General features: G+C 65.1%; 27 protein-coding genes and 1 tRNA gene. 13 read left to right on the forward strand and 15 right to left on the reverse strand.

Going from position 1 to position 21,707, the window contains the following annotated elements:
• Window positions 1–6 precede the first annotated feature (6 nt).
• Complete coding sequence (locus tag I6F31_RS20165; protein ID WP_225186003.1) at window positions 7–816, forward strand: glucose 1-dehydrogenase; 810 nt, start codon at window positions 7–9, stop codon at window positions 814–816.
• A 97-nt stretch (window positions 817–913) separates the two neighbouring features.
• Window positions 914–1,711 carry an aldolase gene (locus tag I6F31_RS20170; RefSeq protein WP_225186004.1) on the forward strand — a complete coding sequence of 266 codons (798 nt, stop codon included), beginning with the start codon at window positions 914–916 and terminating at the stop codon, window positions 1,709–1,711.
• A 37-nt stretch (window positions 1,712–1,748) separates the two neighbouring features.
• On the opposite strand, the gene I6F31_RS20175 is transcribed toward I6F31_RS20170, so the two are convergent.
• Window positions 1,749–2,633, reverse strand: coding sequence for a LysR substrate-binding domain-containing protein (locus tag I6F31_RS20175; RefSeq protein WP_057029105.1), 885 nt, complete (start codon window positions 2,631–2,633; stop codon window positions 1,749–1,751).
• A 108-nt stretch (window positions 2,634–2,741) separates the two neighbouring features.
• Here I6F31_RS20175 and I6F31_RS20180 point away from each other — a divergent pair, with 108 nt between their 5' ends.
• Window positions 2,742–3,431 carry an NAD(P)H-dependent oxidoreductase gene (locus I6F31_RS20180; RefSeq protein ID WP_225186005.1) on the forward strand — a complete coding sequence of 230 codons (690 nt, stop codon included), beginning with the start codon at window positions 2,742–2,744 and terminating at the stop codon, window positions 3,429–3,431.
• 51 nt (window positions 3,432–3,482) lie between these two features.
• Here I6F31_RS20180 and I6F31_RS20185 read toward each other — a convergent pair whose 3' ends face one another.
• Complete coding sequence (locus I6F31_RS20185) at window positions 3,483–4,712, reverse strand: lytic murein transglycosylase (RefSeq protein ID WP_035999838.1); 1,230 nt, start codon at window positions 4,710–4,712, stop codon at window positions 3,483–3,485.
• 191 nt (window positions 4,713–4,903) lie between these two features.
• Between I6F31_RS20185 and I6F31_RS20190 the strand changes: the two genes are divergently transcribed.
• Window positions 4,904–5,155, forward strand: coding sequence for a hypothetical protein (locus I6F31_RS20190; protein WP_035999836.1), 252 nt, complete (start codon window positions 4,904–4,906; stop codon window positions 5,153–5,155).
• A 35-nt stretch (window positions 5,156–5,190) separates the two neighbouring features.
• Here the strand turns inward: I6F31_RS20190 and I6F31_RS20195 are convergent, their stop codons facing one another.
• Window positions 5,191–5,709 (reverse strand): MarR family transcriptional regulator, encoded by a 519-nt coding sequence (locus I6F31_RS20195; protein WP_225186006.1) that lies wholly within the window; start codon window positions 5,707–5,709, stop codon window positions 5,191–5,193.
• A 54-nt stretch (window positions 5,710–5,763) separates the two neighbouring features.
• Here I6F31_RS20195 and I6F31_RS20200 point away from each other — a divergent pair, with 54 nt between their 5' ends.
• Together I6F31_RS20200 and I6F31_RS20205 are read left to right on the forward strand one after the other, a co-directional pair.
• Complete coding sequence (locus I6F31_RS20200; RefSeq protein ID WP_225140693.1) at window positions 5,764–6,243, forward strand: carboxymuconolactone decarboxylase family protein; 480 nt, start codon at window positions 5,764–5,766, stop codon at window positions 6,241–6,243.
• Window positions 6,244–6,264: 21 nt separating this feature from the next.
• The gene (locus tag I6F31_RS20205; RefSeq protein ID WP_225141852.1) at window positions 6,265–6,768 is read left to right on the forward strand and encodes a cupin domain-containing protein; all 504 of its coding nucleotides are present in this window, start codon (window positions 6,265–6,267) and stop codon (window positions 6,766–6,768) included.
• A 29-nt stretch (window positions 6,769–6,797) separates the two neighbouring features.
• On the opposite strand, the gene I6F31_RS20210 is transcribed toward I6F31_RS20205, so the two are convergent.
• The 3 genes from I6F31_RS20210 to efp form a co-directional block, all read right to left on the reverse strand.
• Entirely contained in the window at window positions 6,798–7,784 is a 987-nt protein-coding gene (locus I6F31_RS20210) for a DUF808 domain-containing protein (protein ID WP_036033438.1), read from the reverse strand.
• An 80-nt stretch (window positions 7,785–7,864) separates the two neighbouring features.
• Window positions 7,865–9,466 carry a M23 family peptidase gene (locus tag I6F31_RS20215; RefSeq protein WP_225113574.1) on the reverse strand — a complete coding sequence of 534 codons (1,602 nt, stop codon included), beginning with the start codon at window positions 9,464–9,466 and terminating at the stop codon, window positions 7,865–7,867.
• A gap of 45 nt (window positions 9,467–9,511) precedes the next feature.
• On the reverse strand, window positions 9,512–10,078 hold the full coding sequence (gene efp / locus I6F31_RS20220; RefSeq protein ID WP_028136595.1) for an elongation factor P: 567 nt from the start codon (window positions 10,076–10,078) through the stop codon (window positions 9,512–9,514).
• Window positions 10,079–10,240: 162 nt separating this feature from the next.
• Here efp and epmA point away from each other — a divergent pair, with 162 nt between their 5' ends.
• The 3 genes from epmA to I6F31_RS20235 all read left to right on the forward strand — a co-directional run bounded on the left by epmA (window position 10,241) and on the right by I6F31_RS20235 (window position 12,707).
• Entirely contained in the window at window positions 10,241–11,293 is a 1,053-nt protein-coding gene (gene epmA, locus I6F31_RS20225) for an EF-P lysine aminoacylase EpmA (protein WP_225156040.1), read from the forward strand.
• Window positions 11,290–12,384 (forward strand): lysine-2,3-aminomutase-like protein, encoded by a 1,095-nt coding sequence (locus I6F31_RS20230; RefSeq protein WP_225186007.1) that lies wholly within the window; start codon window positions 11,290–11,292, stop codon window positions 12,382–12,384. The genes epmA and I6F31_RS20230 overlap by 4 nt, the downstream gene beginning before the upstream one ends.
• 68 nt (window positions 12,385–12,452) lie before the next feature.
• A complete protein-coding gene (locus I6F31_RS20235) occupies window positions 12,453–12,707 on the forward strand; it encodes a hypothetical protein (protein WP_035999808.1) in 255 nt (84 codons plus the stop codon).
• 62 nt (window positions 12,708–12,769) lie between these two features.
• Here the strand turns inward: I6F31_RS20235 and I6F31_RS20240 are convergent, their stop codons facing one another.
• The 6 genes from I6F31_RS20240 to I6F31_RS20265 all read right to left on the reverse strand — a co-directional run bounded on the left by I6F31_RS20240 (window position 12,770) and on the right by I6F31_RS20265 (window position 17,807).
• On the reverse strand, window positions 12,770–13,855 hold the full coding sequence (locus I6F31_RS20240) for a 3-deoxy-7-phosphoheptulonate synthase (protein ID WP_057029112.1): 1,086 nt from the start codon (window positions 13,853–13,855) through the stop codon (window positions 12,770–12,772).
• Between the two features lie 234 nt (window positions 13,856–14,089).
• Entirely contained in the window at window positions 14,090–14,668 is a 579-nt protein-coding gene (locus I6F31_RS20245; protein ID WP_225186008.1) for an HdeD family acid-resistance protein, read from the reverse strand.
• Window positions 14,669–14,738: 70 nt separating this feature from the next.
• Window positions 14,739–15,779, reverse strand: a complete 1,041-nt coding sequence (locus I6F31_RS20250; protein ID WP_036022963.1) for a PrsW family glutamic-type intramembrane protease — start codon at window positions 15,777–15,779, stop codon at window positions 14,739–14,741.
• Between the two features lie 294 nt (window positions 15,780–16,073).
• The gene (locus tag I6F31_RS20255) at window positions 16,074–16,316 is read right to left on the reverse strand and encodes a hypothetical protein (protein WP_036022964.1); all 243 of its coding nucleotides are present in this window, start codon (window positions 16,314–16,316) and stop codon (window positions 16,074–16,076) included.
• A gap of 97 nt (window positions 16,317–16,413) precedes the next feature.
• Window positions 16,414–17,040: a pilus assembly protein PilZ gene (locus I6F31_RS20260; protein WP_036022965.1), complete on the reverse strand. Its 627-nt coding sequence runs from the start codon at window positions 17,038–17,040 to the stop codon at window positions 16,414–16,416.
• A gap of 149 nt (window positions 17,041–17,189) precedes the next feature.
• Window positions 17,190–17,807 (reverse strand): hypothetical protein, encoded by a 618-nt coding sequence (locus I6F31_RS20265; protein WP_225186009.1) that lies wholly within the window; start codon window positions 17,805–17,807, stop codon window positions 17,190–17,192.
• Between the two features lie 178 nt (window positions 17,808–17,985).
• On the opposite strand from I6F31_RS20265, the gene I6F31_RS20270 reads away from it, so the two are divergent.
• Complete coding sequence (locus I6F31_RS20270; RefSeq protein WP_225146773.1) at window positions 17,986–18,423, forward strand: hypothetical protein; 438 nt, start codon at window positions 17,986–17,988, stop codon at window positions 18,421–18,423.
• A 653-nt stretch (window positions 18,424–19,076) separates the two neighbouring features.
• Here the strand turns inward: I6F31_RS20270 and I6F31_RS20275 are convergent.
• Window positions 19,077–19,151, reverse strand: a tRNA-Glu gene (locus I6F31_RS20275).
• Between the two features lie 226 nt (window positions 19,152–19,377).
• On the opposite strand from I6F31_RS20275, the gene I6F31_RS20280 reads away from it, so the two are divergent.
• From I6F31_RS20280 to I6F31_RS20290, 3 genes are read left to right on the forward strand one after another with little or no spacing between them, the layout of a single operon-like run.
• Window positions 19,378–19,632 carry a PilZ domain-containing protein gene (locus tag I6F31_RS20280; protein WP_057029117.1) on the forward strand — a complete coding sequence of 85 codons (255 nt, stop codon included), beginning with the start codon at window positions 19,378–19,380 and terminating at the stop codon, window positions 19,630–19,632.
• Between the two features lie 48 nt (window positions 19,633–19,680).
• Window positions 19,681–19,929, forward strand: a complete 249-nt coding sequence (locus tag I6F31_RS20285) for a hypothetical protein (RefSeq protein WP_225146794.1) — start codon at window positions 19,681–19,683, stop codon at window positions 19,927–19,929.
• 5 nt (window positions 19,930–19,934) lie between these two features.
• On the forward strand, window positions 19,935–20,102 hold the full coding sequence (locus I6F31_RS20290; protein ID WP_036022969.1) for a hypothetical protein: 168 nt from the start codon (window positions 19,935–19,937) through the stop codon (window positions 20,100–20,102).
• A 128-nt stretch (window positions 20,103–20,230) separates the two neighbouring features.
• Here the strand turns inward: I6F31_RS20290 and I6F31_RS20295 are convergent, their stop codons facing one another.
• Both I6F31_RS20295 and I6F31_RS20300 read right to left on the reverse strand, forming a co-directional pair.
• Complete coding sequence (locus I6F31_RS20295; protein ID WP_225140725.1) at window positions 20,231–20,869, reverse strand: glutathione S-transferase; 639 nt, start codon at window positions 20,867–20,869, stop codon at window positions 20,231–20,233.
• Between the two features lie 366 nt (window positions 20,870–21,235).
• Complete coding sequence (locus I6F31_RS20300) at window positions 21,236–21,688, reverse strand: VOC family protein (RefSeq protein ID WP_225146774.1); 453 nt, start codon at window positions 21,686–21,688, stop codon at window positions 21,236–21,238.
• Between the last annotated feature and the right edge of the window lie 19 nt (window positions 21,689–21,707).

The raw sequence follows: 21,707 nt of genomic DNA on the forward strand, positions 1-21,707 counted from the left end.
TGAGGGATGGCAGGGCAGGTTGAGGGCAAGGTCGCATTGGTGACGGGCGGCGCCTCCGGCATTGGCGAGGCTACCGTCGAGCTGTTCGCACGCGAAGGCGCTACGGTCATCGCGACCGACATCGATGAGCTGAGGGGCCCCGAGCTGGTCAGGCGCATCACCAGGGAGGGCGGCAAGGCGATCTTTCTGGAGCAGGATGTCACCAGCGAAGAGTGCTGGATCGAGATCGTCGCCGAGATCGCAAAGCGCTTCGGCCGGCTCGACGTGCTCGTCTCCAATGCGGGTATCGGCATTTCGGTGCCGTCGATCGTCGACATGACGCTCGCGGACTGGCGCAAGCAGAATGCGATCAATCTCGATGGCGTGTTTCTTTCGGTGAAGCATTGCCTGCCCCTGATGCGCAAAACCGGCGGCGGCTCGATCGTCATGATGTCCTCGCTCGCCGGCCTGCGCGGCTCGCCCGGATTGTCGGCCTATTCGGCGACCAAGGGTGGCGTGCGGCTGTTCGCCAAATCCATCGCGATGGAATGCGCGGCCGCGGGGGATGGAATCCGGGTCAACTCGGTTCACCCCGGCATCATCGATACCCCGATCTGGGGCAAGATCCCGACGGGGGCGGCCGGCGCCGGCCAGAACGCCCCGATCGATCCGGAGGAGCGTGCCAAGGTGGTGACGCCGCTCGGTCGTGCGGGCCAGGCGGCGGAGATCGCCTCGGGCGTGCTATACTTGGCTTCCGATGCCTCGCGCTACGTCACCGGCAGCGAGCTCGTCATCGACGGCGGCATGAATGGCGGCGGCGTGCCGCGGCGCGCTTGAGCTGCGCAGGGCAGGGTGGCGGCCGCAGGGGCTGACGCGCAGGCGCAGTCCCTGTACAACACTGGGCAGCTCCCGACCGAGAGAGGTGTCCTTCGCCATGGCGCACAGCCTTCACGCTTCTTCACCCGCGCCCGCGCCATTCCGTTCCAACCGGCCGGATCTCGCCACCGACGCGATCCGCACCGCGCGCGAGGATCTCGCCGCCTGCTTCCGCATGGCCGCGCGCAACGGCTTTGAGGAGGGCATCTGCAACCACTTCTCGGCGGTCGTGCCGGGCCATGACGACCTGTTCCTCGTCAATCCCTACGGCTACGCTTTCCGCGAGCTGACCGCGTCGAAGCTGTTGATCTGCGACTTCCACGGCAACGTGCTCGACGGCGAGGGTGTGCCCGAGGCGACCGCCTTCTACATCCATGCCGAGATGCACAGGCTGCTGCCGCGCGCCAAGGTCGCCTTTCACACCCACATGCCCTACGCGACAGCGCTGTCGATGATCGAGGGCGAGCCCCTGATCTGGGCCGGCCAGACCGCGCTGAAATTCTACGGCCGCACCGCGGTCGACCGCGACTACAACGGCCTCGCGCTCGACAGCCGCGAAGGTGCCCGCATCGCGTCCGCCGTCGGCGATGCCGACATCGTCTTCATGCAGCATCACGGCGTGATGGTGCTGGCGCCGACCGTCGCGGAAGCCTGGGACGATCTCTATTATCTCGAGCGCGCCGCCGAGGTGCAGGTGCTGGCGATGTCGACGGGGCGGAAGGTGCTGCCGGTCGATCCCGCCGTTGCGGCGGAGACCTACAGGCAGATGCGCGAGGGCGATTCCGAATCCGCCCGGCTGCATCTCGCCGCGATCCGGCGGCAGCTCGATGCGGAAGAGCCGCAATATCGGCACTGACCACGATGTCATTCCGGGCGCGCTAGAGCTGCGCGTATCAGCGGGCCGCGTCGAACTCTGACTTCAGCCAGTGTCGTACAGCCTCGACCGGCTCGGTGAGCGGCCGGTCGCGGCTGCGGACCAAGTGCAGCGAAGAGCCTTCCAGCTCCGGCCCGAATGGTGCGACCAGCGTTCCCTGCGAAAGTTCGTCGGCGACGAGCACAAGACTGTGCAAAGCGACACCAGCGCCGGCGACGGTTGCCTGGATGGCATGGGTTTCATCGCTGAAACGCACGCCGGCGCGCGCATCAACGTCGTCAATGCCGGCCGTCTTGAACCAGCGCCGCCAGGTCGGATTTCGGGCATCACGACGGTGCCAGTCGAAATGTAGCAGCGTTGCTGAGCGCAGGTCGCTCGGTCTTCGGATGCCCAAGCGCGGACTGACCACCGGTGCGAAACGATCGACCGTGAGCGGCTCGGCAATCAGATCGGGATAAGGACCGGAACCGTAGCGAAGTGCGAGATCCGCGGTCGAATTGAGATCGGCCACCTCCAAGCTCGCAAGCAATGTGAGATCAATGTCGCCTCTGCTCTTTCGGAGCCCAGCAAGACGCGGCACCAGCCATTTGGCTGTGAAAGCCGGCGTCGCCGAAAGTGTGACCACCGCCCGGCGTCGCTTCCGGCTCAATCCCTCCAGAACACGCGCAAACGCATCAAAGCCGTCGCGCAGGACCGGAAGCAGGACCTGACCTTCCGCGGTGAGCAGAACCTGCCGCGTCCGGCGCTCGAACAGCCTGACCCCGACCGTCTGCTCCAGCTGTCGCACCTGATGGCTGATCGCGGTCGGCGTGACGTGAAGCTCATCGGCGGCGCGCTTGAAGCTGAGGTGACGTGCCGCCGCTTCAAATGCACGCAATCCCGCCAGCGGAGGAAGCCTTCTCATCGCGAACTCAAGGATGAATGCAGTTCATCCATAAGCTGAGCAACTTTCGTTTGTCAACGACGGGGCCTGAACCGATCTATTGGGCAAACAGATGAGAGGAGTGCTGCAATGCAACTGCTACAAATCGATTCAAGCGCGCGGTTCGAGCCTTCAGATGCAAATCCGCGCGGTTCGCACACCAGGCGTCTGACTCAGCGTTTCGTCCAACGATGGCTACAGTCGCGGCCGGGGGATCGCGTCGTCTGCCGCGACCTCGGTCGCTTCGCACCGAGTCCGGTGACGGACGACTGGGTCAAGGCGGCCTTCGCGAAGCCCGATCGGCGCGAGCCATGGATGAGAGAGGCTTTGGCGGAAAGCGATGCGCTGGTCGACGAGTTGCTCACAGCTGATCTGATCGTCGCGGGCGTGCCAATGTACAACTTCGGTGTGCCAGCGCAGTTCAAGGCATACATAGACAACGTTGTTCGGGTCGGACGCACATTCGGCTTCGACCGATCATGTCCGGACAATCCATATTCGGCGCTGCTTGCGGGCATGGACAAGCGTCTTGTCCTGCTCGGCTCGCGCGGAGACTACGGGTACGATCCGGGCGGGCGCATGGCCGCCGTCAATCATGTCGAAGGAGCCGTCCGGGACGTGTTTGCCTTCATCGGGATCACGGCCTTCCACAGCATCGCAGTCGAGTACGACGAATTCGCCGACGAACGGTTGCAGGCGTCGATTGCCGCGGCCGAGCGTACCGTGGATGACCTCGTCGACGAGCTGCTGAAGCTGACAGAACAGCGAAACGCGGCTTAAGGGTCGGCTGCAGCGGCGGGGGAGGCGCCAGCGCCGGCGCTTCCGGCCGTGCTAGTTGGTTTGCCGCAGCTTGGCCAGCACCTTCAGCCCGCCGTAGCCATCGGCTGGCGCGATCCCGACTTTCTGCTGAAACTCCTTGACTGCCTTCATGGTGTCGTTGCCGACCCGGCCGTCGGTGCCGCCCGTGTCGAAGCCGGCCTTGGTCAGGCGCGTCTGCATCTCCTGCACTTCGGCGAGCGTCAACGCACGCTCGGAGCCCGGGAAGGGCTGGATGAAGGGCGGAGCTCCCAGGCAGCGATCCCCGAGATGGCAGATCGCCAGCGCGTAGTTCATGGAAGGGTTGTAGCTCTTCACCGAGTAGAAATTCGGCCCGAGCAGGAAGGTCGGCCCGCCCGCAACCGGCGTCCACATCTGCGCGGATGCGTTGGGCTGCGGAAATGGTTGGCCGTCGGCACGCGTCACGCCGGCCGCCTGCCAGGCCGCATAGGTCCGGCTGCCGCTCATGTTGGCGGGCGCGCGCACCTCGTAGCCCCAGTGCTCGCCGCGATGCCACTTACCGCGATTGACGAGATATTTCGCGGTCGAGCCCAGCGCATCGTCGGGCTTGCCGAATGGCGAGACCTTGCCGTTGCCATCATAGTCGATGCCGACATTGAGCCAGACCTCCGGCATCCATTGCGAATGGCCCATCGCGCCGGCCCATGATCCCCGCATGTCCTCAGGCGTGGACCAGCCCTTGTCGACGATGCGCAGTGCATTGATCAGCTCGGTCTCCCAATAGGCCTTGCGGCGCGGCTCGTTCCAGGCGAGCGCGGCGAGCGAGGGAAACACCGGTCTCATGTGGTTCTGCTGCACCAACGGATCGCCATAGGCGGACTCGACGCCCCATAGCGCCAGCAGCGTGCCGCGCTCGACCCCGAAATCGCGCTCGATGCGGGCGAACAGCGCCTCGTTGTTCTTCAGCGCGATCTTGCCGTTGATGATGCGCCAGTCCGAGACGCGGCGGTTGATGTACTGCCAGACCTGCTCGCGGAATTCGGGCTGGTTGCGCATCTGCGCGAACACGCTCATGTCCGGTTCGACCCGTCCCATCGCGCGCTGCCATGTCGCGGCGGAAATACCTTTTGCCATCGCGCGCGCACGAAAGCTCTCGCGCCATTCGTCGAAGCCGGGAGGCGCGGCGAGAGCGCGGGTGGGAAGCGCGAGCAAAGCGGCTGCACCGAGCGTCGACTGGAGCAGGGCGCGGCGTGTGTGACGGGGCGAGGAATCAGTGTGCTTCATGGGCACATTCTAGCCGGAAACATGGCACGCGTGAGTCGGTTCCGAAACGGCCGCGTGCGGCAACTCGGCCCGACCCCGTCGGTCGTTCCCACCGGAACAAGTGCCGCACTCCCGCATTCCTCCCACGCCAGGAGGAGAAGAGTCGGTCCTGGTACGGCCGGCCTTCCTGTTCATCGAATCGTCGGGGTGGAATGAAGATACGCACGCATGCCGAAAGCCATATCGTCGAACTCGACGACGGATCGCAATGGAAGATCTTTCCCGGCGACCTCGCGACGACGCTGAGCTGGAAGCCCGAAACCGATCTGCGTCTGGAGCCGAGCGGTGAGCGGGTGAATTCGCACGTGCTGGTCAATCCCGCCGACCAGACCCGCGTGCGGGTGATCGCGGCCGACGAGAGCTGGCCGGACGGCGCAGTCAAGAACGCCTTGAAAGGCGGGTAGCACCAGGGCCCACTACAGCCGCGAATGCCGGCCGCCTAGTCCTCCTGAAGGTCAGCCGCGATTCCGGAAAGCCAACGCCGGATCGTGGTTTCCGCCTTTGAATCCAAATTGCGAGCGAGGCGCTTCTCCAATTCGAGCACACGCTGCCGGCACGCCTTCAGAAGCGTCGCGCCGCGCGGCGTCAGCGTCCATTGCTGGATGCGGCCGTGAACGGGATGAGGCGTCATCGCAATCGCGCCGTCGCGTTCGAGATTGCGGATGATGACGCCGACGGTCTGGGGCGTCAGGAAGGTGAGGCGGGCGACATCGGCCCCCGACAAGCCCGGATAGGCGTTCAGCATCGTCAGCACCGCGAATTGCGGCGAGGTCACGCCGAGATCGGCGAGCGTGCGCTCCATCGTCAGGCGAACCGCGGCGTGGGCCTGGCGCAGCAGGTAACCGAGATAGCCTTGCTCGCCGCGCTTGCCTTCGCCCGGTGCTGGAACGTGCACCGCACCGGCTGCAACGGCCTTGGGTCCCGATTGCGATTTCGTGACATTCGTCTTGCGCGACATATAAGAGCTCTTATAAGATGTCCGTGCTCTTATAATATGCCGAGGTGAATGGCAATGTCACACGCCCGCAGCGAATACGAAGATTTCAAGCGGATCGCGCCCGATGCGTTTGATCTGGTGCTGGCGCTGGGCCAGCTTGCGGCCAAGGCCGGCCTCGACAAGCAGCTGCTCGAGCTGGTCAAGCTGCGCGCCTCGCAGATCAACGGCTGCGCGTTCTGCGTGCAACACCACGTCCTGCTGTCGGAACGGATCGGCGTTCCCCTCGACAAGCTTCATCTGCTCGCGGTCTGGCGCGAGGCGCCGATCTTTTCGCCGCGCGAGCGGGCCGCGCTCGCCTGGGCCGAGGCGCTGACCTGTCTGCCTGACGGGGTCAGCGAGGAGGTTTACGCCGAGGCGTCCCGCGAATTCTCCGAGACTGAACTGACGTATCTGACCTCAGCGGTCGCCTCGATCAACGTCTGGAACCGGTTTGGCGCGGCGTTTCGCTGGACGCCTGCACAGCGGCCGGCGGCCGCCGTTGCAGCTTCGTCCTGACGGAGAGAGGGGAAAATCACGATGACAGCCATGAGCCTTTCGGCCGTGCAGTACCCGTTGCCGTCACGTTCGACGGCGTTCGCCGTCATCGCAGGATTAGTCTGCGCGCTGGCAATCGGCAAAGCTCTGCCGGTGACGATCGACAGCGTGTCCAGCGCCCTCGCGCCGCTCTGCGCGACGGCGGCGGAAGGCTCTCCGCTCGACAAGGTTGAGCCGATCGGCTCCTACGCGCTTCCGAACGTGCCCGGCAAACGCGTTACCATCGTGCGCGTGTCCTACGGTCCGGGCGGGTTTTCGCGGCCGCATCGTCACTCCGGCTCCGTCACCGCCTACATCACCAAGGGCGAGATCCGCTCGCAGCTCGGCGGCGGCCCGGTCGAGACGTTCGGCGTCGGCCAGTCCTTCTTCGAACCGCCGGGCTCGACGCATCTGGTCTCGGCCAATGCCAGCATGACCGAGCCGGCGGAACTGATCGCGGTGTTCGTGGCGGATGAGGGCGCGCAACTGACGACGTTCCTGGAATAGGCTGCGCGCGTCATCCGCAATGGCTGTGCTCAGGCCGATCGCGATCGCCTCAACCGCTTCCAGGCCGGCGCGAGTCCGTATTGGACGACCGGAATGGCGACTGCGCCGACGAGCAGTCCAAGCGCACCCGAGATGGCTGCCTCGACCGACCATTCGACGATGCCGGCAACGGATGGAAGGAGATGTGCGGCAGCCTCGGTTATGGCATGGACCGTGTGGCCGATCGCGGGTGGGCCGTATTTCTCGATGCCGTGCAGGATGATGCCACCGCCGACCCAGATCATGGCGGCGGTGCCGATCGTGCTCAGCACCGCCAGGAAAACGGGCATGCCGCGGACGAGCGCGCGCCCAAGCAATCGGATCGCGCCGCCGGCGAGCGAGGCGCCGTCGAACCGCGCGAGGGCGATGCCGGCATCGTCCGCTTTCACGATCAGGGCCACCACGCCATAGACACCAACGGTGATGAAGAGGCCGACCAGCGCCAGCACCAGCGCCTGCGTCCAGATGCTGCCCGCCGGGAGGGCCGCCAGCGTGATCGCCATGATCTCCGCCGACAGGATGAAATCCGTCTTGATGGCGCCAGCGACCTTCTCGTCCTCGACCGACTGGGCATTCAACGCAATCGGCTCGAGCTGAGCTTCGTGCTCGTGCGCATGATGCGGCATCACGGCTTCGAGCACCTTTTCGGCGCCCTCATAGCAGAGAAAGGCGCCGCCCAGCATCAGCAGCGGCGTGACCGCAGCGGGAAGGAAATAGCCGAGCAGCAGGGCAATCGGCAGCAAGATCAGCAGTTTGTTGCGTAGCGATCCGACCGCGATCTTGCCGACGATCGGCAGCTCGCGTTTCGAAGCGAAACCGATGACGTAGTTCGGCGTGACCGCCGCATCGTCGATGACCACGCCAGCCGCCTTTGTGCCTGCCTTGGCTGCCTGGCTAGCGACATCGTCGAGCGAGGCTGCAGCCACCTTTGCGATCCCCGCGATATCGTCGAGAAGACCGATCAGTCCGACACTCATCAACTCATCCTTCTTCGTTCGAGCGGGGGAGTGCGCGACCAGATGCGTCCTGCCCGCTCCAGCAACGAACCAGCACGCTGTCAGTTCTCCTCGCCGCCCGCTCCCTCGCGCAGGTCAGGCTTGAGCACGTCTTCCGGCAGCGCATGGGCCACCGGCTGCGCCGTGACCGCGATCTCCGGGCCGATCTCGCGGCCGCGCGCGCGGATCAGCCGTTCATAGGCCGAGACCAGCGTCGCGTAGGGGCTGACCCAGATCCAGCCATCGCGGGTGAACACCTGGACGTCGAAATGCAGGTGCATCGAGGTGCCGGCGGGACGGTCGAGGTAGTTCGAGATCACGCCGATCTTCTCGCCTTCGGTGACGATGCGGCCGTTGATGACGCCATCGGCGTTCATCGCATGCGGATTCATGTGCATGTAGCGGAAACGGATGTGCTCGGTGCGGCTATTGACCTGAAGCGTCGCGGCCTGGTCCTTGGCTCCACGGATGACGATTGCGTCACGCACGGCGACGACGCCGCGCCGCTTGGAATCGCAGGGCTCGCGGCCTTCGCCGGGCGGCGGGCAGTCGGCGGCGCGGATGTCCTCGCCCTGGTGGCCGTAACCTCCGCCGCATTGCCACACCTCGAAACTACGCGACTCGCAGAAATTGTCGCGCCAGGGATAAGCGGTCGGGCCTTCGCTCTTGTCGCGCTTGCCGAAGGATTGGGAGCGCACGAAGGCGGGCGCCTTCTCCAAGGGAAAGCGGATCTGGGCATAGGCCATGGCGTCGGGATGACCGCCCTGCTTGCGGTAGCCGGTGTTCGGAATGATGTCGCCGCTCGGCCGGTAGCTGAAATCCGGTGAACGCACCGCGGGCCGGTCGATAATGTTGGAGGCAACGTCCGCCAGGGGCCGCATGCGCTGGCCCCCTGCGACGCGCAGTGCCTTGAGGAAGCGTTCGGCGACTGGATAGGCCTCCTTGCAGGCGAGCCGCCGTGGCCTCGCGACACTGTCGAGGCACTGGATCGAGACCACATAGGTGGCGCCGAAGCGGGTGAAGGCGTAGCGCACATAGCCTTCCCGGATGAACCTACGCAGATCCGGGTAGGTTGCGGCGAGGGGCTTGACTGGCTCGCCCTTGCCCCCGGCCGGATCGGCGATGTCGTAGATCAGCGCCGAGCCCGTGATCTGCACCTCGACGGGCTTTGCGTACACCCGGCTCGGCATGCCGTCACCGGCGCCGGGCTCGAGCGAGAAGGTCGCGCTGTAGCCGGCAGGACCGGCATCGAACATGTCGACGGGATTGAAGTCGGCCTGGTAGCGCGACAGCGCGAGCGTCGCCGGCGCGCCGCTGCGCTGCGCATCGAGATACGCGGCGGCGTCGAACGGCAGCAGCACGGGGACGGGACTTCGGGTAATGCCGGTGAAGAAGCGCGAGGAGACCGCGTTGAGCTGCACCAGTGCCGGCATCGCGCGCGGATCGTAGCGCGGCACCGAACGGCGCGGTGCGAAGATGAAGTCGCCCGCAATTTGCGGACGGCTGTTGATCTCGCTGCGAAGCTGATCGAGCGCCGCGCGCCACTCGATGCGCAGGGCCGTCAGCGAGGGACTGCGGAACTCGTCCGCAGCGATCGGTGCAGCAACGAGGAGCGACGGCAACGCCAGGAGAAGCGAGACGAAGCGGAGACTGTTCCTGCCCACTGCTTCGCCCCCCGGCGGTACCTGTTCCGATCCTCGATGGCTCGTTTAGTCCTTAGCACGCTCGGAGTAGGAGCCGTCTTCGGTCATCACCACAATGCGCGTGCCGACCGAGATGTGCGGCGGCACGGTGGTGCGCACGCCGTTGGACAGCACCGCCGGCTTGTAGGAGGAGGAGGCGGTCTGGCCCTTGGTCACCGGCTCGGTCTCCACCACTTCCAGCGTCACGCGCTGCGGCAGTGCGATCGACACCGGATTGGTGTCATGCATCGACAGTTTGACGGTCATGTCCGGCTGGAGATACGCGGCCGCGTCGCCGACGACGTCCTTGGAAACCTGAACCTGGTCGTAGGTCTCCGGGTTCATGAAGTGGTAGCCATCGCCATCTTCGTAAAGGAAGGTGTAGTTGCGCTCTTCGATGGTGGCCTTTTCGACCTGGTCGGTGGTCTTGTAGCGTTCCGAGATCTTTACCCCGTCCGAGATTCGGCGCATTTCGATCTGGCTGACCGGGGTTCCCTTGCCGGGATGGATGTTCTCGGCGCTCACGACGACATAGAGCTTGCCGTCTTGCTCGATCACGTTGCCCTTGCGAATAGAACTGGCGATGACTCTCAAAGCTGTATTTCCTGCTTGCTTGGCCCGGCACCAGCCAGGACGTGGTCGAATTGCTGGGGGACTTGGGGCCTCAAACCGGACCTCGGCACCCGTTTCGGGCCGCAACATACTGATTTTGCCGTTGGATGCCAGCATTTTGCTGCCGGCCGGGGCGGTCGGTTGATGGCTGGGGACAAGCCGATGTCGCCGTCCTGGTCGCCCGCGCGCCACCTCGACCGACGGCCGTTCCTCCAGGCCAGGGCCGCCGTGACCGGAGCTTTGCGGGGTTTTTTCGCCGAACAGGGGTTTGTGGAGGTCGAAACCTCCGTTCTCCAGGTCTCTCCGGGCAACGAGACCCATCTGCACGCCCCCAGGACCGAGATCATGCGGCCCGACGGCAGCCGGGCCAGCCGATACCTGCGCACCTCGCCCGAGTTCGCCTGCAAGAAACTGCTGGCGGCGGGCGAGACGCGGATTTTCGAGTTCGCACGGGTGTTCCGGGACCGCGAGCGCGGCGACCTGCATCTGCCCGAGTTCACCATGCTGGAATGGTACCGGGCGGGAGCGCCCTATGATGCCATCATGGCCGATTGCGTCGTCGTGATCGCCCGGGCGGCGCAGGCGACCGGGATCGGGACCTTCTCCTTCCGCGGCCGAACCGCCGATCCCTTCGCCGAGCCGGAGCTCCTGACGGTCGCGGGCGCCTTCGCGCAGTTCGCCGGCGTCGACCTGTTGTCGACAATCTCGGGCGGCGAGGGTAACCGTGCGGCGCTCGCCGAGGCGGCAGCCGGGAAGGTCCGTGTCGCCGAGGATGACACCTGGTCCGACATCTTCAGCAAGGTGCTGGTCGAACACGTCGAGCCGCAGCTGGGGCAGGGGCGTTTGACCATCCTGTTCGAATACCCATCTCCAGAGGCGGCGCTGGCGCGGGTGAAGACGGACGATCCGAGGGTCGCCGAACGTTTCGAGGTCTATGCCTGCGGCGTCGAGCTCGCCAACGGCTTTGGAGAGCTGACCGATGCCGGGGAGCAGCGCAAACGCTTCACGGAATCCATGACGGAGAAGCAGCGCCGCTACGGCGAAGCCTATCCGCTCGACGAGGATTTTCTGGCGGCGGTCGCCGCAATGCCGGAGGCGAGCGGTGTCGCGCTCGGCTTCGACCGGCTGGTGATGCTGGCGAGCGGCGCCACACGAATTGATCAGGTGGTGTGGACACCGCCTGCGGATGAGAGATGACAAAGACGAACCTTGCACGCACTCTGCGCGAACCTGCCGAGCTGGTAGCCGAGGGCCTGGTCCCCGCATCGGCGCTGCCGGCGCTCGAACGCGTCGCCGCGCGCTATGCCGTGGCGATCACGCCGGATCTGGTCGGGCTGATCGACGCGACGGATCCCGACGATCCCATCGCGCGGCAGTTCGTTCCTGTTTCGGCCGAGCTCGAGGCGCAGCCGGGCGAGAATGCCGATCCGATCGGCGATCACCCGCATTCGCCGGTGGCGGGAATCGTGCACCGCTATCCCGACCGGGTGTTGTTCAAGCTCGTGCACGTCTGCGCGGTCTATTGCCGCTTCTGCTTCCGCCGCGAGATGGTCGGGCCCGGCAAGGAGAATGCGCTGTCGGAGAGCGCCTATCGCACCGCGATCGACTACATCCGGTCGCATGACGAGATCTGGGAAGTGATCCTGACCGGCGGCGATCCCCTGATGCTGTCGCCCCGGCGGATGAGCGAGATCATGGCCGATCTTGCGGCCATCGATCACGTCAAGATCATCCGTCTCCACACCCGTGTCCCGGCGGCCGAACCCGCGCGCGTCAGCGCGGAGATGGTTGCAGCCCTGAAGGTTGCGGGCGCGGCCACCTGGGTCGCGGTACACGCCAATCACGCGCGCGAACTGACGAGGGCCGCGCGCGATGCCTGCGCGCGGCTCGTCGATGCTGGAATTCCCCTGGTGAGCCAGTCCGTGCTTTTGCGCGGCGTCAATGACGACATCGCCGCTCTCTCGGATTTAATGCGAGCTTTCGTCGAATGCCGGATCAAGCCCTATTATCTGCACCACGGCGATCTCGCCCCGGGAACGGCGCATCTGCGCACGACGTTGGCAGAGGGGCAGGCCTTGATGCGGCAGTTGCGCGGGCGGGTGTCGGGCCTGTGTCAGCCGGACTATGTCATCGACATTCCCGGCGGTGCCGGCAAGTCGCCGGTGGGTCCGAATTACGTGTCGGCGGTGAAAAATACCGCAAACGAGACAAGTGAAGCGGAATCAGAAACGCGCTATCGTATCGTCGACTATTGCGGCGACGTTCATCTCTATCCGCCCGAGGCATGAGTGGCGATGGCGTCGACGCTGACTTGAGTGCTGGGCTTGGACGCTGATTTGAGAATGGAGAAATGGACATGACGAAGATCATGCTGGCAGTATCGCTCGTGGTCTTGCTTGGCGGCGCGGCTGTTGCGCAGACCGGCGGCTCCAAGGGATCGACCTCAAGCGGCGCATCGTCCGGGTCGGTGTTGCCGGCGCCGGTCGGTCATCGCCAGCCGCGTGCCAGCGATGTGCCTAGCGAGAAGAATCTGAGCGATCCCAACGATCCGCTCAGCAAGGAAAACCAGGCGCTCGACAAGAAGATCAAGAGCATCTGCCGCGGCTGCTGAGGCTTTCACCTCTCCCCGTCGGGGAGAGGTGAGGAATGAGCCATCCCAAGCTCGGCCATCCGTCAGGCTGATCGCTCGTGCAGTCCGGCGCGCCGGATGTTGCGGCGGATTTCGACCGCGTCGGCGAGCTGCTCGAGCGTCTTCGACGTCGTTGCCCAGTCAATGCAACCGTCCGTGATGCTCTGCCCATAAGTGAGCGGCTTGCCCGGTACGACATCCTGCCGGCCGGCGACGAGGTTGCTCTCGATCATCACGCCCATGATGCGGCTCTCGCCGCCCGAGATCTGACGGGCGATATCGGCCATCACCAGCGGCTGGTTCTCCGGCTTCTTGCTCGAATTGGCATGGCTGGCATCGACCATCACCAGCGGGGCAACGCCGGATTTGGTCAATTCGTTGCAGGCCGACGCAACGCTTGCCGCGTCGTAGTTCGGCTCAGCTCCGCCGCGCAGGATGATGTGGCAGTCCTCGTTGCCGGCGGTCGAGGCGATCGCCGAGCGGCCGAGCTTCGTGACAGCCATGAAATGATGGGGATGCGAGGCTGATTTCACCGCGTCGGCCGCGATCCGCACATTGCCGTCGGTGCCGTTCTTGAAGCCGACCGGGCAGGACAGCCCCGACGCCAGCTCGCGATGGATCTGGCTCTCGGTCGTGCGCGCGCCGATCGCGGCCCAGGAGACGAGGTCGGCGATGTATTGCGGCGTCGTCATGTCGAGGAACTCGGTGCCGGCGGGCAGGCCGAGATTGTTCACCGCCGCGAGCACGTTGCGCGCGAGCCGCAGCCCCTTGTTGATGTCGAAGCTGCCGTCGAGGTCGGGATCGTTGATGAGGCCCTTCCACCCGACCGTGGTGCGGGGCTTCTCGAAATAGACCCGCATCACGAGCTCGAGCTGATCGGCGAGATCCTCGCGAAGCTTTGCTAGCCGCTCGGCATAGTCGAGCGCCGCCTTGGGATCATGCACCGAGCAGGGGCCGACGACGACCAGAAGGCGGTCGTCCTGATTGCTCAGGATGGCATGGATGGCGTTGCGCGCGGCCATCACCACACGCGTCGCGGTGAGCGTGCGCGGGACTTCCCGCATCACCTCTTCCGGCGTGCTCAGCTCTTTCAGTTCGCGGATACGAAGATCGTCGGTCGTGCTCAGCACGGCGGGCTCCTGTCTGTTCTAGAACCTGCCGGCAATAAAAAAGCCGCCAGGTCGGGCGGCTGTTCGGACGTTTGCTGCAATGTTTCAGATTGAGCGCGATCCTCCCGCCGCCAGCGAGCTGTCGTAGCTAAAATACCAAAAATAGCTGGTGGCGACGGTGATCATGGAAAGGCCATATAGCGTGCCGCTGGCGCCTTGTCACCCCCCAATCAGAATGTGGAGCGACGAGGCGCCTCAGGTGTTGCCATTGCGTGCCGCCAGCGCCATGCCGATCAGGGTGGCGCCGCCGAACAGCAGGTTGATGCCGACGAGGACGCCAATGGCCCACTCCGCCGAGCTCGGCAGTCCCGTGATCACCATGAACGAGATCGCGATGTCGACGAGGCCCGAGATCAGCAGCCACGACCAGCGGCCGCTGAGCTCACGGCGGTGCTCTAGCGCGTACATGATGGTGGCGACGCCCTCGGCGAGGAAATAGGCGCCGAGCACGATGGTCAGCGTCAGCACGGCCTGCATTGGCCGGGCCAGCAGCAGCAGGCCGGTGAGCACAGCGAGCGCAGCCGAGATCAGCGACCACCAGAAGCCCGGCGTGCTGCGCGCCCAATAGGTCGCGATCAGTCCGCCGATGCCGCCGATCAGGAACATCCAGCCGAGGAAGATCGCAGTCGCAAGGCTGGCGAGCGGCGGCAGGACGAGCGCGGCAATGCCGAGGACGGCAAGCAGGATCCCTTCGAACAGAAAAGCCTTCCAGCGCGCCTTGACCGCCTGGTTCATCTCGGACTGGAGGCGGGCAAATTCCTCGGGCGATGTCATCGTCTGGCTCCGGAACGAGAGGATTGCGTCCCAATCTAGTGGGCCTGTCGCGCGTTCGCCATGCGTTGGATCAAGTGCCGCCGGGCGCCGACGAAAAGCCTTCCGCGTTGGTGCGAATGCGGTTGCGGCCGAGAATGTAGATAGCCGATGTGACAATCAGAAGCGCAAGGCCGAGCAGGATCGAGACGAAACCGATCGGAATCAGCGCCAGCGTCAGGTTGCGCTCGGGGTTGATCAGCCAGTGATGGATCGAGGTCAGGACGAAGGCGAGCCCGACGAACCCGATGCCGCCGCCGGCGAGCAGCAGCGCCCACATCCGGCGCAGCTGGCTGAGCCGCTCGCGCGCGACATCGGTTCGCGGCGCGTGGTGGCGCGCGACGCGCCGGACCAGGCGGATGGCGAAGGCGATCGAGCCGAAGCCGATCAACAGGCTCGCAGCGCCCAACCACATGCGGAGTGTCGGATCGAGATCGGGCATGCGCTGGAGCGTCAGCAGCGGGAAGTCGAAGGCCGTATGAAGCGCGAGCGGGCCACCGAAGATCAGCAGCCGGCTGGAGAGACGGGCCCAATCGCGATGGTGGCGGTTTGCGCCAAGCGCCGTGCCCGCGCGCGCGATGGTCAGGTAGGCGCCGGCGATGATGCCGAGCGCGCCGTGGAACGGCACGGTCAGGACGCTGCGCAGCGCGGCAAGCGAGCGCCACATGTCGGCGTGCTGGACCAGGTAGGCGAGATTCTCGTAGGCGGCGAAGCCGAGGCCGACCGCGGCGCCGTAGACCACGGTGTCCATCGGATTGGCAAAGGTGCGTCGCTTGGTCGAGGAGACCAGCACGATGGCGAGCACCTTGACGGCTTCCTCGGGCAGCGCGACGCCGAAGATCGAATGCATCGCCAGCGCCGCCCAGGGATCGTCGGGGGCGGCGATCATCTTGGCGAAGGGGGCGCGGGCGAGGCCCAGGAGCGAAATGCTCGCCGCCCCTAACAGGAATGCGGTCCAGACCTGGGCCGGCGGCCCCGGGCGTTCCTCGGCAGCGATGACGAGCCAGAGCAACAGCAGCGCCGGGGCGATAGCGGCAGTTCCGATGACGGTGGGGAGCGCTTCGATCAGGTACATTGGCGCCGAAAATAAGTTCCCTTGATCCGCTTATCTACGTTCTCCGATGCGACCATGTGTCATGCGCCGGCTGTCGGCTCCCTGAAGGTGCGCGACAGCTGCCGTTCATCCGGGCTCATTGTGGGGAGTAGAATACGAGCGCAATCAATCGCATGATGGCAGAAGCTCGCCAGTCACCGCAACGATTGCCCGGTGCGCTGCGGATCGAGATTTGCAAGCGAGCTCAAGGAAATGCGCGGGATTCCTCGATTCCTGGCGCATCTGCGCAGCGTGCCGGCTGCTGGCCTTGTCTAGTCAGTGCGTCGTGATCGCGGGCGGCGCGTCGGGTGCGACGTCGAAGGCGCCGAGATGGAATTCCTCGCCAGCGGACTCATGTGACCCGGAACGCTGCGCCAGCAGCGTGAACGCGGCGCGCGGGTATCGTTTCCAGATTTCGAGATCGCCGGCGGTGATGGTGAGCCAACCGAACGTGTACATGTAGCGTCCGGGCTCGGTGACCCGGCCGACCCTGTCCCAGGTGATCTTGTCGACTGCCATTCGGTCCCCCGATCGCAAGTCTGCAAAATGACGTCCGGCCCGAGGCACAGACCTGCAAAAGCTGATCCGGCATTGGGGCCGCTATAGGGCGGCGAATTCAGGCCGACTTCAGCAAGGGCGCGCGGACGATCAGGCGGACGAGGTCGTCCCGGTCCAGCTTTTCGGCGAATTTGACCGCAAAGCCGTGCTCGAACTTGCGGATCACCCGCCCGACACAGGCGCCGACCGCAAGCGGGGTTCCGACCACCGGATCATACTCGGAGGACACCGCGACGCCGGCCGTCGAGACGTCGATGATGAAGCACGGATGGCAGCTGCCGTCCGCGAGGGTCAGCACGGTGTGCGAGACTTGCGGAACGAAACGCGCGTCACGCCGCAGGTCCCGAACATTGACATCCTTCTGCTTCTTCTCGAGCCAGGTCAGCTTTTCCGACATCCAGGCGCGCCGCGCCCGCGTCATCTCGAGCTCCATCAGGAAGCCCGCCTTCAGCGTCGCGCTGATGGTGCCCTGGAATTCGCCGAAATCCTCGAAGTAGGAGGTCAAGCGCTCGCCGACCTTGCCGACCACGGGCACGTCCACGATCATCCGGAACGGCGAGACGCGCTTGGTCCGGCAGGCGAAGCTGCGGAGCTTGCCCTCGCAATCGTACCAGCGGGGCAGCGAGTAGCTGCCGCTGACCGTAACATCCACTGCTCGCTGCCTCAGGAAGTCTGCGACGGACATGAGCGCTGACCGGGGGTTCGGGTGATTGCCGTAGTTCCACGGTAGCGAGCAAATTCTAAGCAAATGATACTGCTGCCTAATAGCTGGGGTGAATTTTCGGTAAATGGCGCGGGTCGGCAGAGCAGCGGGAAGCGCGGCATAAGCGACGGCTAGCGAGGTCCGAACAGCACCAGGATAGCCAATGCGGCAAAGGCGAACTGGATCATCGTCCATATCAGTCCGTTCGGACGGATCTCCCATCGCAGGCGCGGCAATGCGTGCCGCAGCGCGAGCCCGGTCAATGCTTCGACGAGGGCGAGCAGAATGGCAATGCCGGCCAGGGAAGACCATGACTGGGTCGGAGGCAGCCAAGACGCGAGCCAGGCGGGAACCGAGGCTTTCAGGGGGCCGAGCAACGCGAACCATCCGAACCAGAATACAAAGCGCTTGACGATGTCCTGGCCGATCATTTCGGGCTCGAGGCGGATACCGATGCTTGCCAGCGCGCTTTCGATGCGCTCGCCATCGGTCAGGAAGAGAAAGGCACCGAGGTAGAGCGGAACGCGCGAATGGAAGAGCAGGGCGATGACACCGAACAGCACGATGTAGCCGAAGGCATCGCCGAGAATGTCAGCGACGGCCTGGCCTGACCGCTCCGGCGAGGGCGGCGTCAACGCCGCTTGGCGCTCCGGCAGTGATTGGATGTGGGCCATGTGCGCGAGCATCTTGGCGCGCCGGTCCGGCGCATGCTGGCGCGGGTGGCGCAGCCATGTGGGAAGCGCCGGCATCTGCGATGCGTCTGCAATGTCGGCTTTGAGCTGCGGCATGGGCCTCGACCGGTTACGACCTGACATTGGTCGGAGACGAGGGGCGAGGAGGTTCACGCTGCCGCGGCGGCTTTGCGCCTCTGGCGCCCTAGCGGAATCGAACCGCTCACTCCACCGTGAAAGAGATGAGAATAGGTCCATGGCCGTCCACCTCCGTAAAAATAGACATCGACAAGGCACAAACGAAGCTCAGGAAGATCCGCGGGCAGTGGCAAAGGAGAAGCCCATCACCCCCGCTGGCATCACGCGGCGCCGCAACGCCGCCAAGCGTCGGCGGCTACGCCTCCGGACACCGTTGGAGCGGCTCGACGCCGACGGCGCGTCGTCAGCGCTGAACAACAACCGGCGCCTGTTGTGGCTCGCGATCGAATGGGGATTGGAGCCAGCTCCTAAGGTCGGTCCCGCGCCCAGCGCCGAGCTGTGCGACTACTGCCGGAAGCACGGGATCAACTTCGACTGGATGCTCGACGGCGATCTAAAGGGCCTCAAGAGGACGATCGACGAACGCCGAGGGCACCAGAGGGCTGAGCGAGCCCTTTGGCGAGGTATGTCCAGCTCACGCCTGAGCACCAGCTGATCGTGACGGCCGAGATCAACCGCATCCTGGCGGAGCGCGACTAATGAAGCGCCATTGAGCAGGGCCCGCCGGTTCACGCTGGCGGGCCGTTCGTTTCGGGCATTTCCACGTGGAACAACCGGCCATTTGCAATGGAACCGGAATTAACATATGATATTTTTATTACAGTTTAGATTATTACAGTTCAGAGTTGTGTTCATTGAAACAGATTGCACCCCAGGGGCTCTGTCGGCGCCCCGCTCTCGTCACGCCTGAAATGGTTGCACTCGCGATCCTCGGGGGTCTGGCCCTGCTTGCTGTGCTTTGGGGGTGGTCGAGCCCACGAGTTGAAACGCCCCAGCACGTGGTCACAAAGCCCAATCCTCCTGATTGCTACTCAATCGGCAACAGGGTAGCCGCTGGCTGCTTCGAAAAAAAATAAATGAGCGATGCCGGCGGCTTGCCTCGCGGCGACCGCAGGTTGCACAGGAGGCGCGACCGGCCGCGGCTGATGACGCACCGCCCCGGGCTCAGGCGGTAAGCACGATGGCCCGCCGGTTCACGCTCGCGAAGCGGGGCGGCGATCGAGCCCCACGTCCATGGGTGTTCGCACGGGTTTATTGGCCACACATTGGACACGGCGGCAGAGTGGATCTTTGAGTGATTGATTTTGCTGGCGCTCCCTAGCGGAATCGAACCGCTCTCTCCACCGTGAAAGGGTGGCGTCCTAACCGATAGACGAAGGGAGCAAACGCAGGGCCCTGCCGATTGTCCCGGCACGGCCGCTGGCCGGCCGAACAGGGCCCGGCGGCTTGCAGCGGGCGAACGTATAGTGGCCTTTGCGCTCCCGGGCAAGCCGTTCGGGAAAGGTCTTTCGGGCCCGGTGGATAGCCCCGGGGCGCGGGATCATTCGGAGGCGATTTCAACGGTTTGTTAGCGTTCCCTGCGTAGCGCTGGACGGGGAGAATTTTGCCGATGCCACCGCCGAAGAAGCGCGCAGCCCGCAAGCTGCTGTCGCAGCACGCCTGGATCACGCTGGACGGCGGCTTTGCCGCGCGGCACTGCCTGGTCCAGGACATCTCGGATTCGGGCGCCAGGATCACCCTCGACGAGGACGCGAGCCAGCTTCCCGGCGTGATCCGGATGGCCTTTGCACGCGATGCGCGCACCGGGCGGAGCTGCCAGGTGGTCTGGCGCCGCGGCAAGTCGGCCGGCGTCAAGTTCCTCTAGCCGCGGCCGGCGATGGCGCGCGGGTCCGGTCCGGGCTACAAGGCGGCGATGCGCACGCTGCTTCTCATCCTGCTTTCCTTGTTGGCCACGTCCGCGACCGCGGCTGAGAGCCTGCGCCTGCCGCCTGCCGAGCCGCCGCAGGCCGGCAAGGCACTGCCGCTGAACGGCAGCACGGCCGGCAAGGCGAGGGCAGGCGCCTGCGCCGCCTACGGCCGGGGCTTCGTGATGGCCGAGGGCACCGGGACCTGCGTCAAGCTCGGTGGCTCGACCAGCGTCGACGCTGGCATCCGGCGCTGAAGCCCATGCCCGCGGATCTGGTGCGGCTCGACATCATCGTTCCCGTGCTGATGTATTGCGCGCTGCTGTGGTGGGTCGGCCGCGGCCTCAGCTGGACCGCGCGGCTCGCCACGGCTGCCGTGACTCTGGTGCTGATCGTCGTCGTGCTGCTGGTCGAGCGCGGCTGGCGCTAAAGCCTGAAACAAAACCGCGAAAACAACCCCATGCACAGTAGCCGTCAAGCGCGGCGGTGACGCCGCGGGAAGCGCGCCTAAACGCGGATTCCCCGCGCGATCGCCGCAGCTTAAGGCGCGCGAGGGGCTCACGACATCGGCGGTGCGACGAATTGCGCAAATCCCGGCCGCTTGCCGAGCTCGGCGAGCCAGCGGGTGAGGTGCGGCTGCGCCGGCCGGCTGATGCCCTCGACCCCGAGCCAGCGCCGCGCATAGGATCCGATCGCGATGTCGGCGAGCGTGAACGCATCGCCCTCGATGAAGCGGCGCGTGGCGAGCAGGCGGTCGGCGATGGCCCAGACCTCGGCGGCAGCATCGGCATCGCGCTGCACCTGGATCATATCGCGCTCGGCGGGTGCGGTGCGCACGATGCCCCAGAACACCGGGCGGTCGACCGGCTGCACCGTCGACAGGGTCCAGTCGAGCCAGCGGTCGACCGAGGCGCGCTGCCTCGGCGCCTCGGGATAGAGCGGCGTTCCGCGGCCATGCGCGAGGCAGAGATAGCGCATGATGGAGTTGGACTCCCACAGCACGAAATCGCCCTCGACCAGCGTCGGGATCCGCGCGTTGGGATTCATCGCCAGATAATCGGCCTCGCGCGTCTTGCCGTATTGCATGCCGGCATCGATGCGCTCGTAAGCCAGGCCGAGCTCGGTGCAGCACCACAGCACCTTCTGCACATTGACCGAATTGGCGCGGCCCCAGATCGTCAGCTTGGTATCGGCCATGAAGCTCTCCCCGCGGCATTGTTCGGTGTCGTAGCCTGGATGGAGCGAAGCGCAATCCAGGGCTGACAGTCCCGGATTACGCTTGCGCTCCATCCGGGCTACAGCTGCGGGTGATAGCGGAATTCGGCGCGCCGAGCGATGCGCGATTGCATCGTGCCCCTCATGCAAAAAGCTCCGCACGCGGCGGAGCTTTCATTGCAAAGTTCAAACTGAGGCTCAGCGGCCGAAGAACAGCCACAACAGAATGATCACCGGGATCGGCACGCCAAGCATCCACAGCAACAGCCCTCTCGCCATCGCATCCTCCTCCAATCAGTTTCGTGAAAGGAGAACGCCGGGCGAGGGGCCTTGTTCCGGCCGGCGCGCTTACCAATGGCCGGTGTTCGGCATCGAGACCCACGGCTCCTGCGGCGGCTTCGGATCGCCCTTCTGCAGCAGCTCGATCGAGTGCAGGTCCGGAGAGCGGACGAAGGCCATGTTGCCGTCGCGCGGTGGACGGTTGATGGTGACGCCCGCCTTCATCAGCTTCTCGCAGGTGGCGTAGATGTCGTCGACCTCATAGGCGAGATGGCCGAAGAAGCGGTCCTCGCCATACTTCTCCTCGTCCCAATTCCAGGTGAGCTCGACCAGCGGCGCCCCACGCGTCGGCGGCTGCTTCTTGAGGGCATCGAGATCGTCCGCCGAGCACAGGAACACCAGCGTGAACCGCCCCTTGTCGTTCTCGATCCGCCGCACCTCCTTCAAGCCGAAAGCATCAACATAGAATTTCAGCGCGACATCGAGATTGCGCACGCGCAGCATGGTGTGGAGGTATCGCATGGGTGGGGCTCCCTGGGGG

Source organism: Bradyrhizobium sp. NBAIM01 (assembly GCF_020194115.1).
Classification (GTDB): Bacteria; Pseudomonadota; Alphaproteobacteria; order Rhizobiales; family Xanthobacteraceae; genus Bradyrhizobium; species Bradyrhizobium yuanmingense.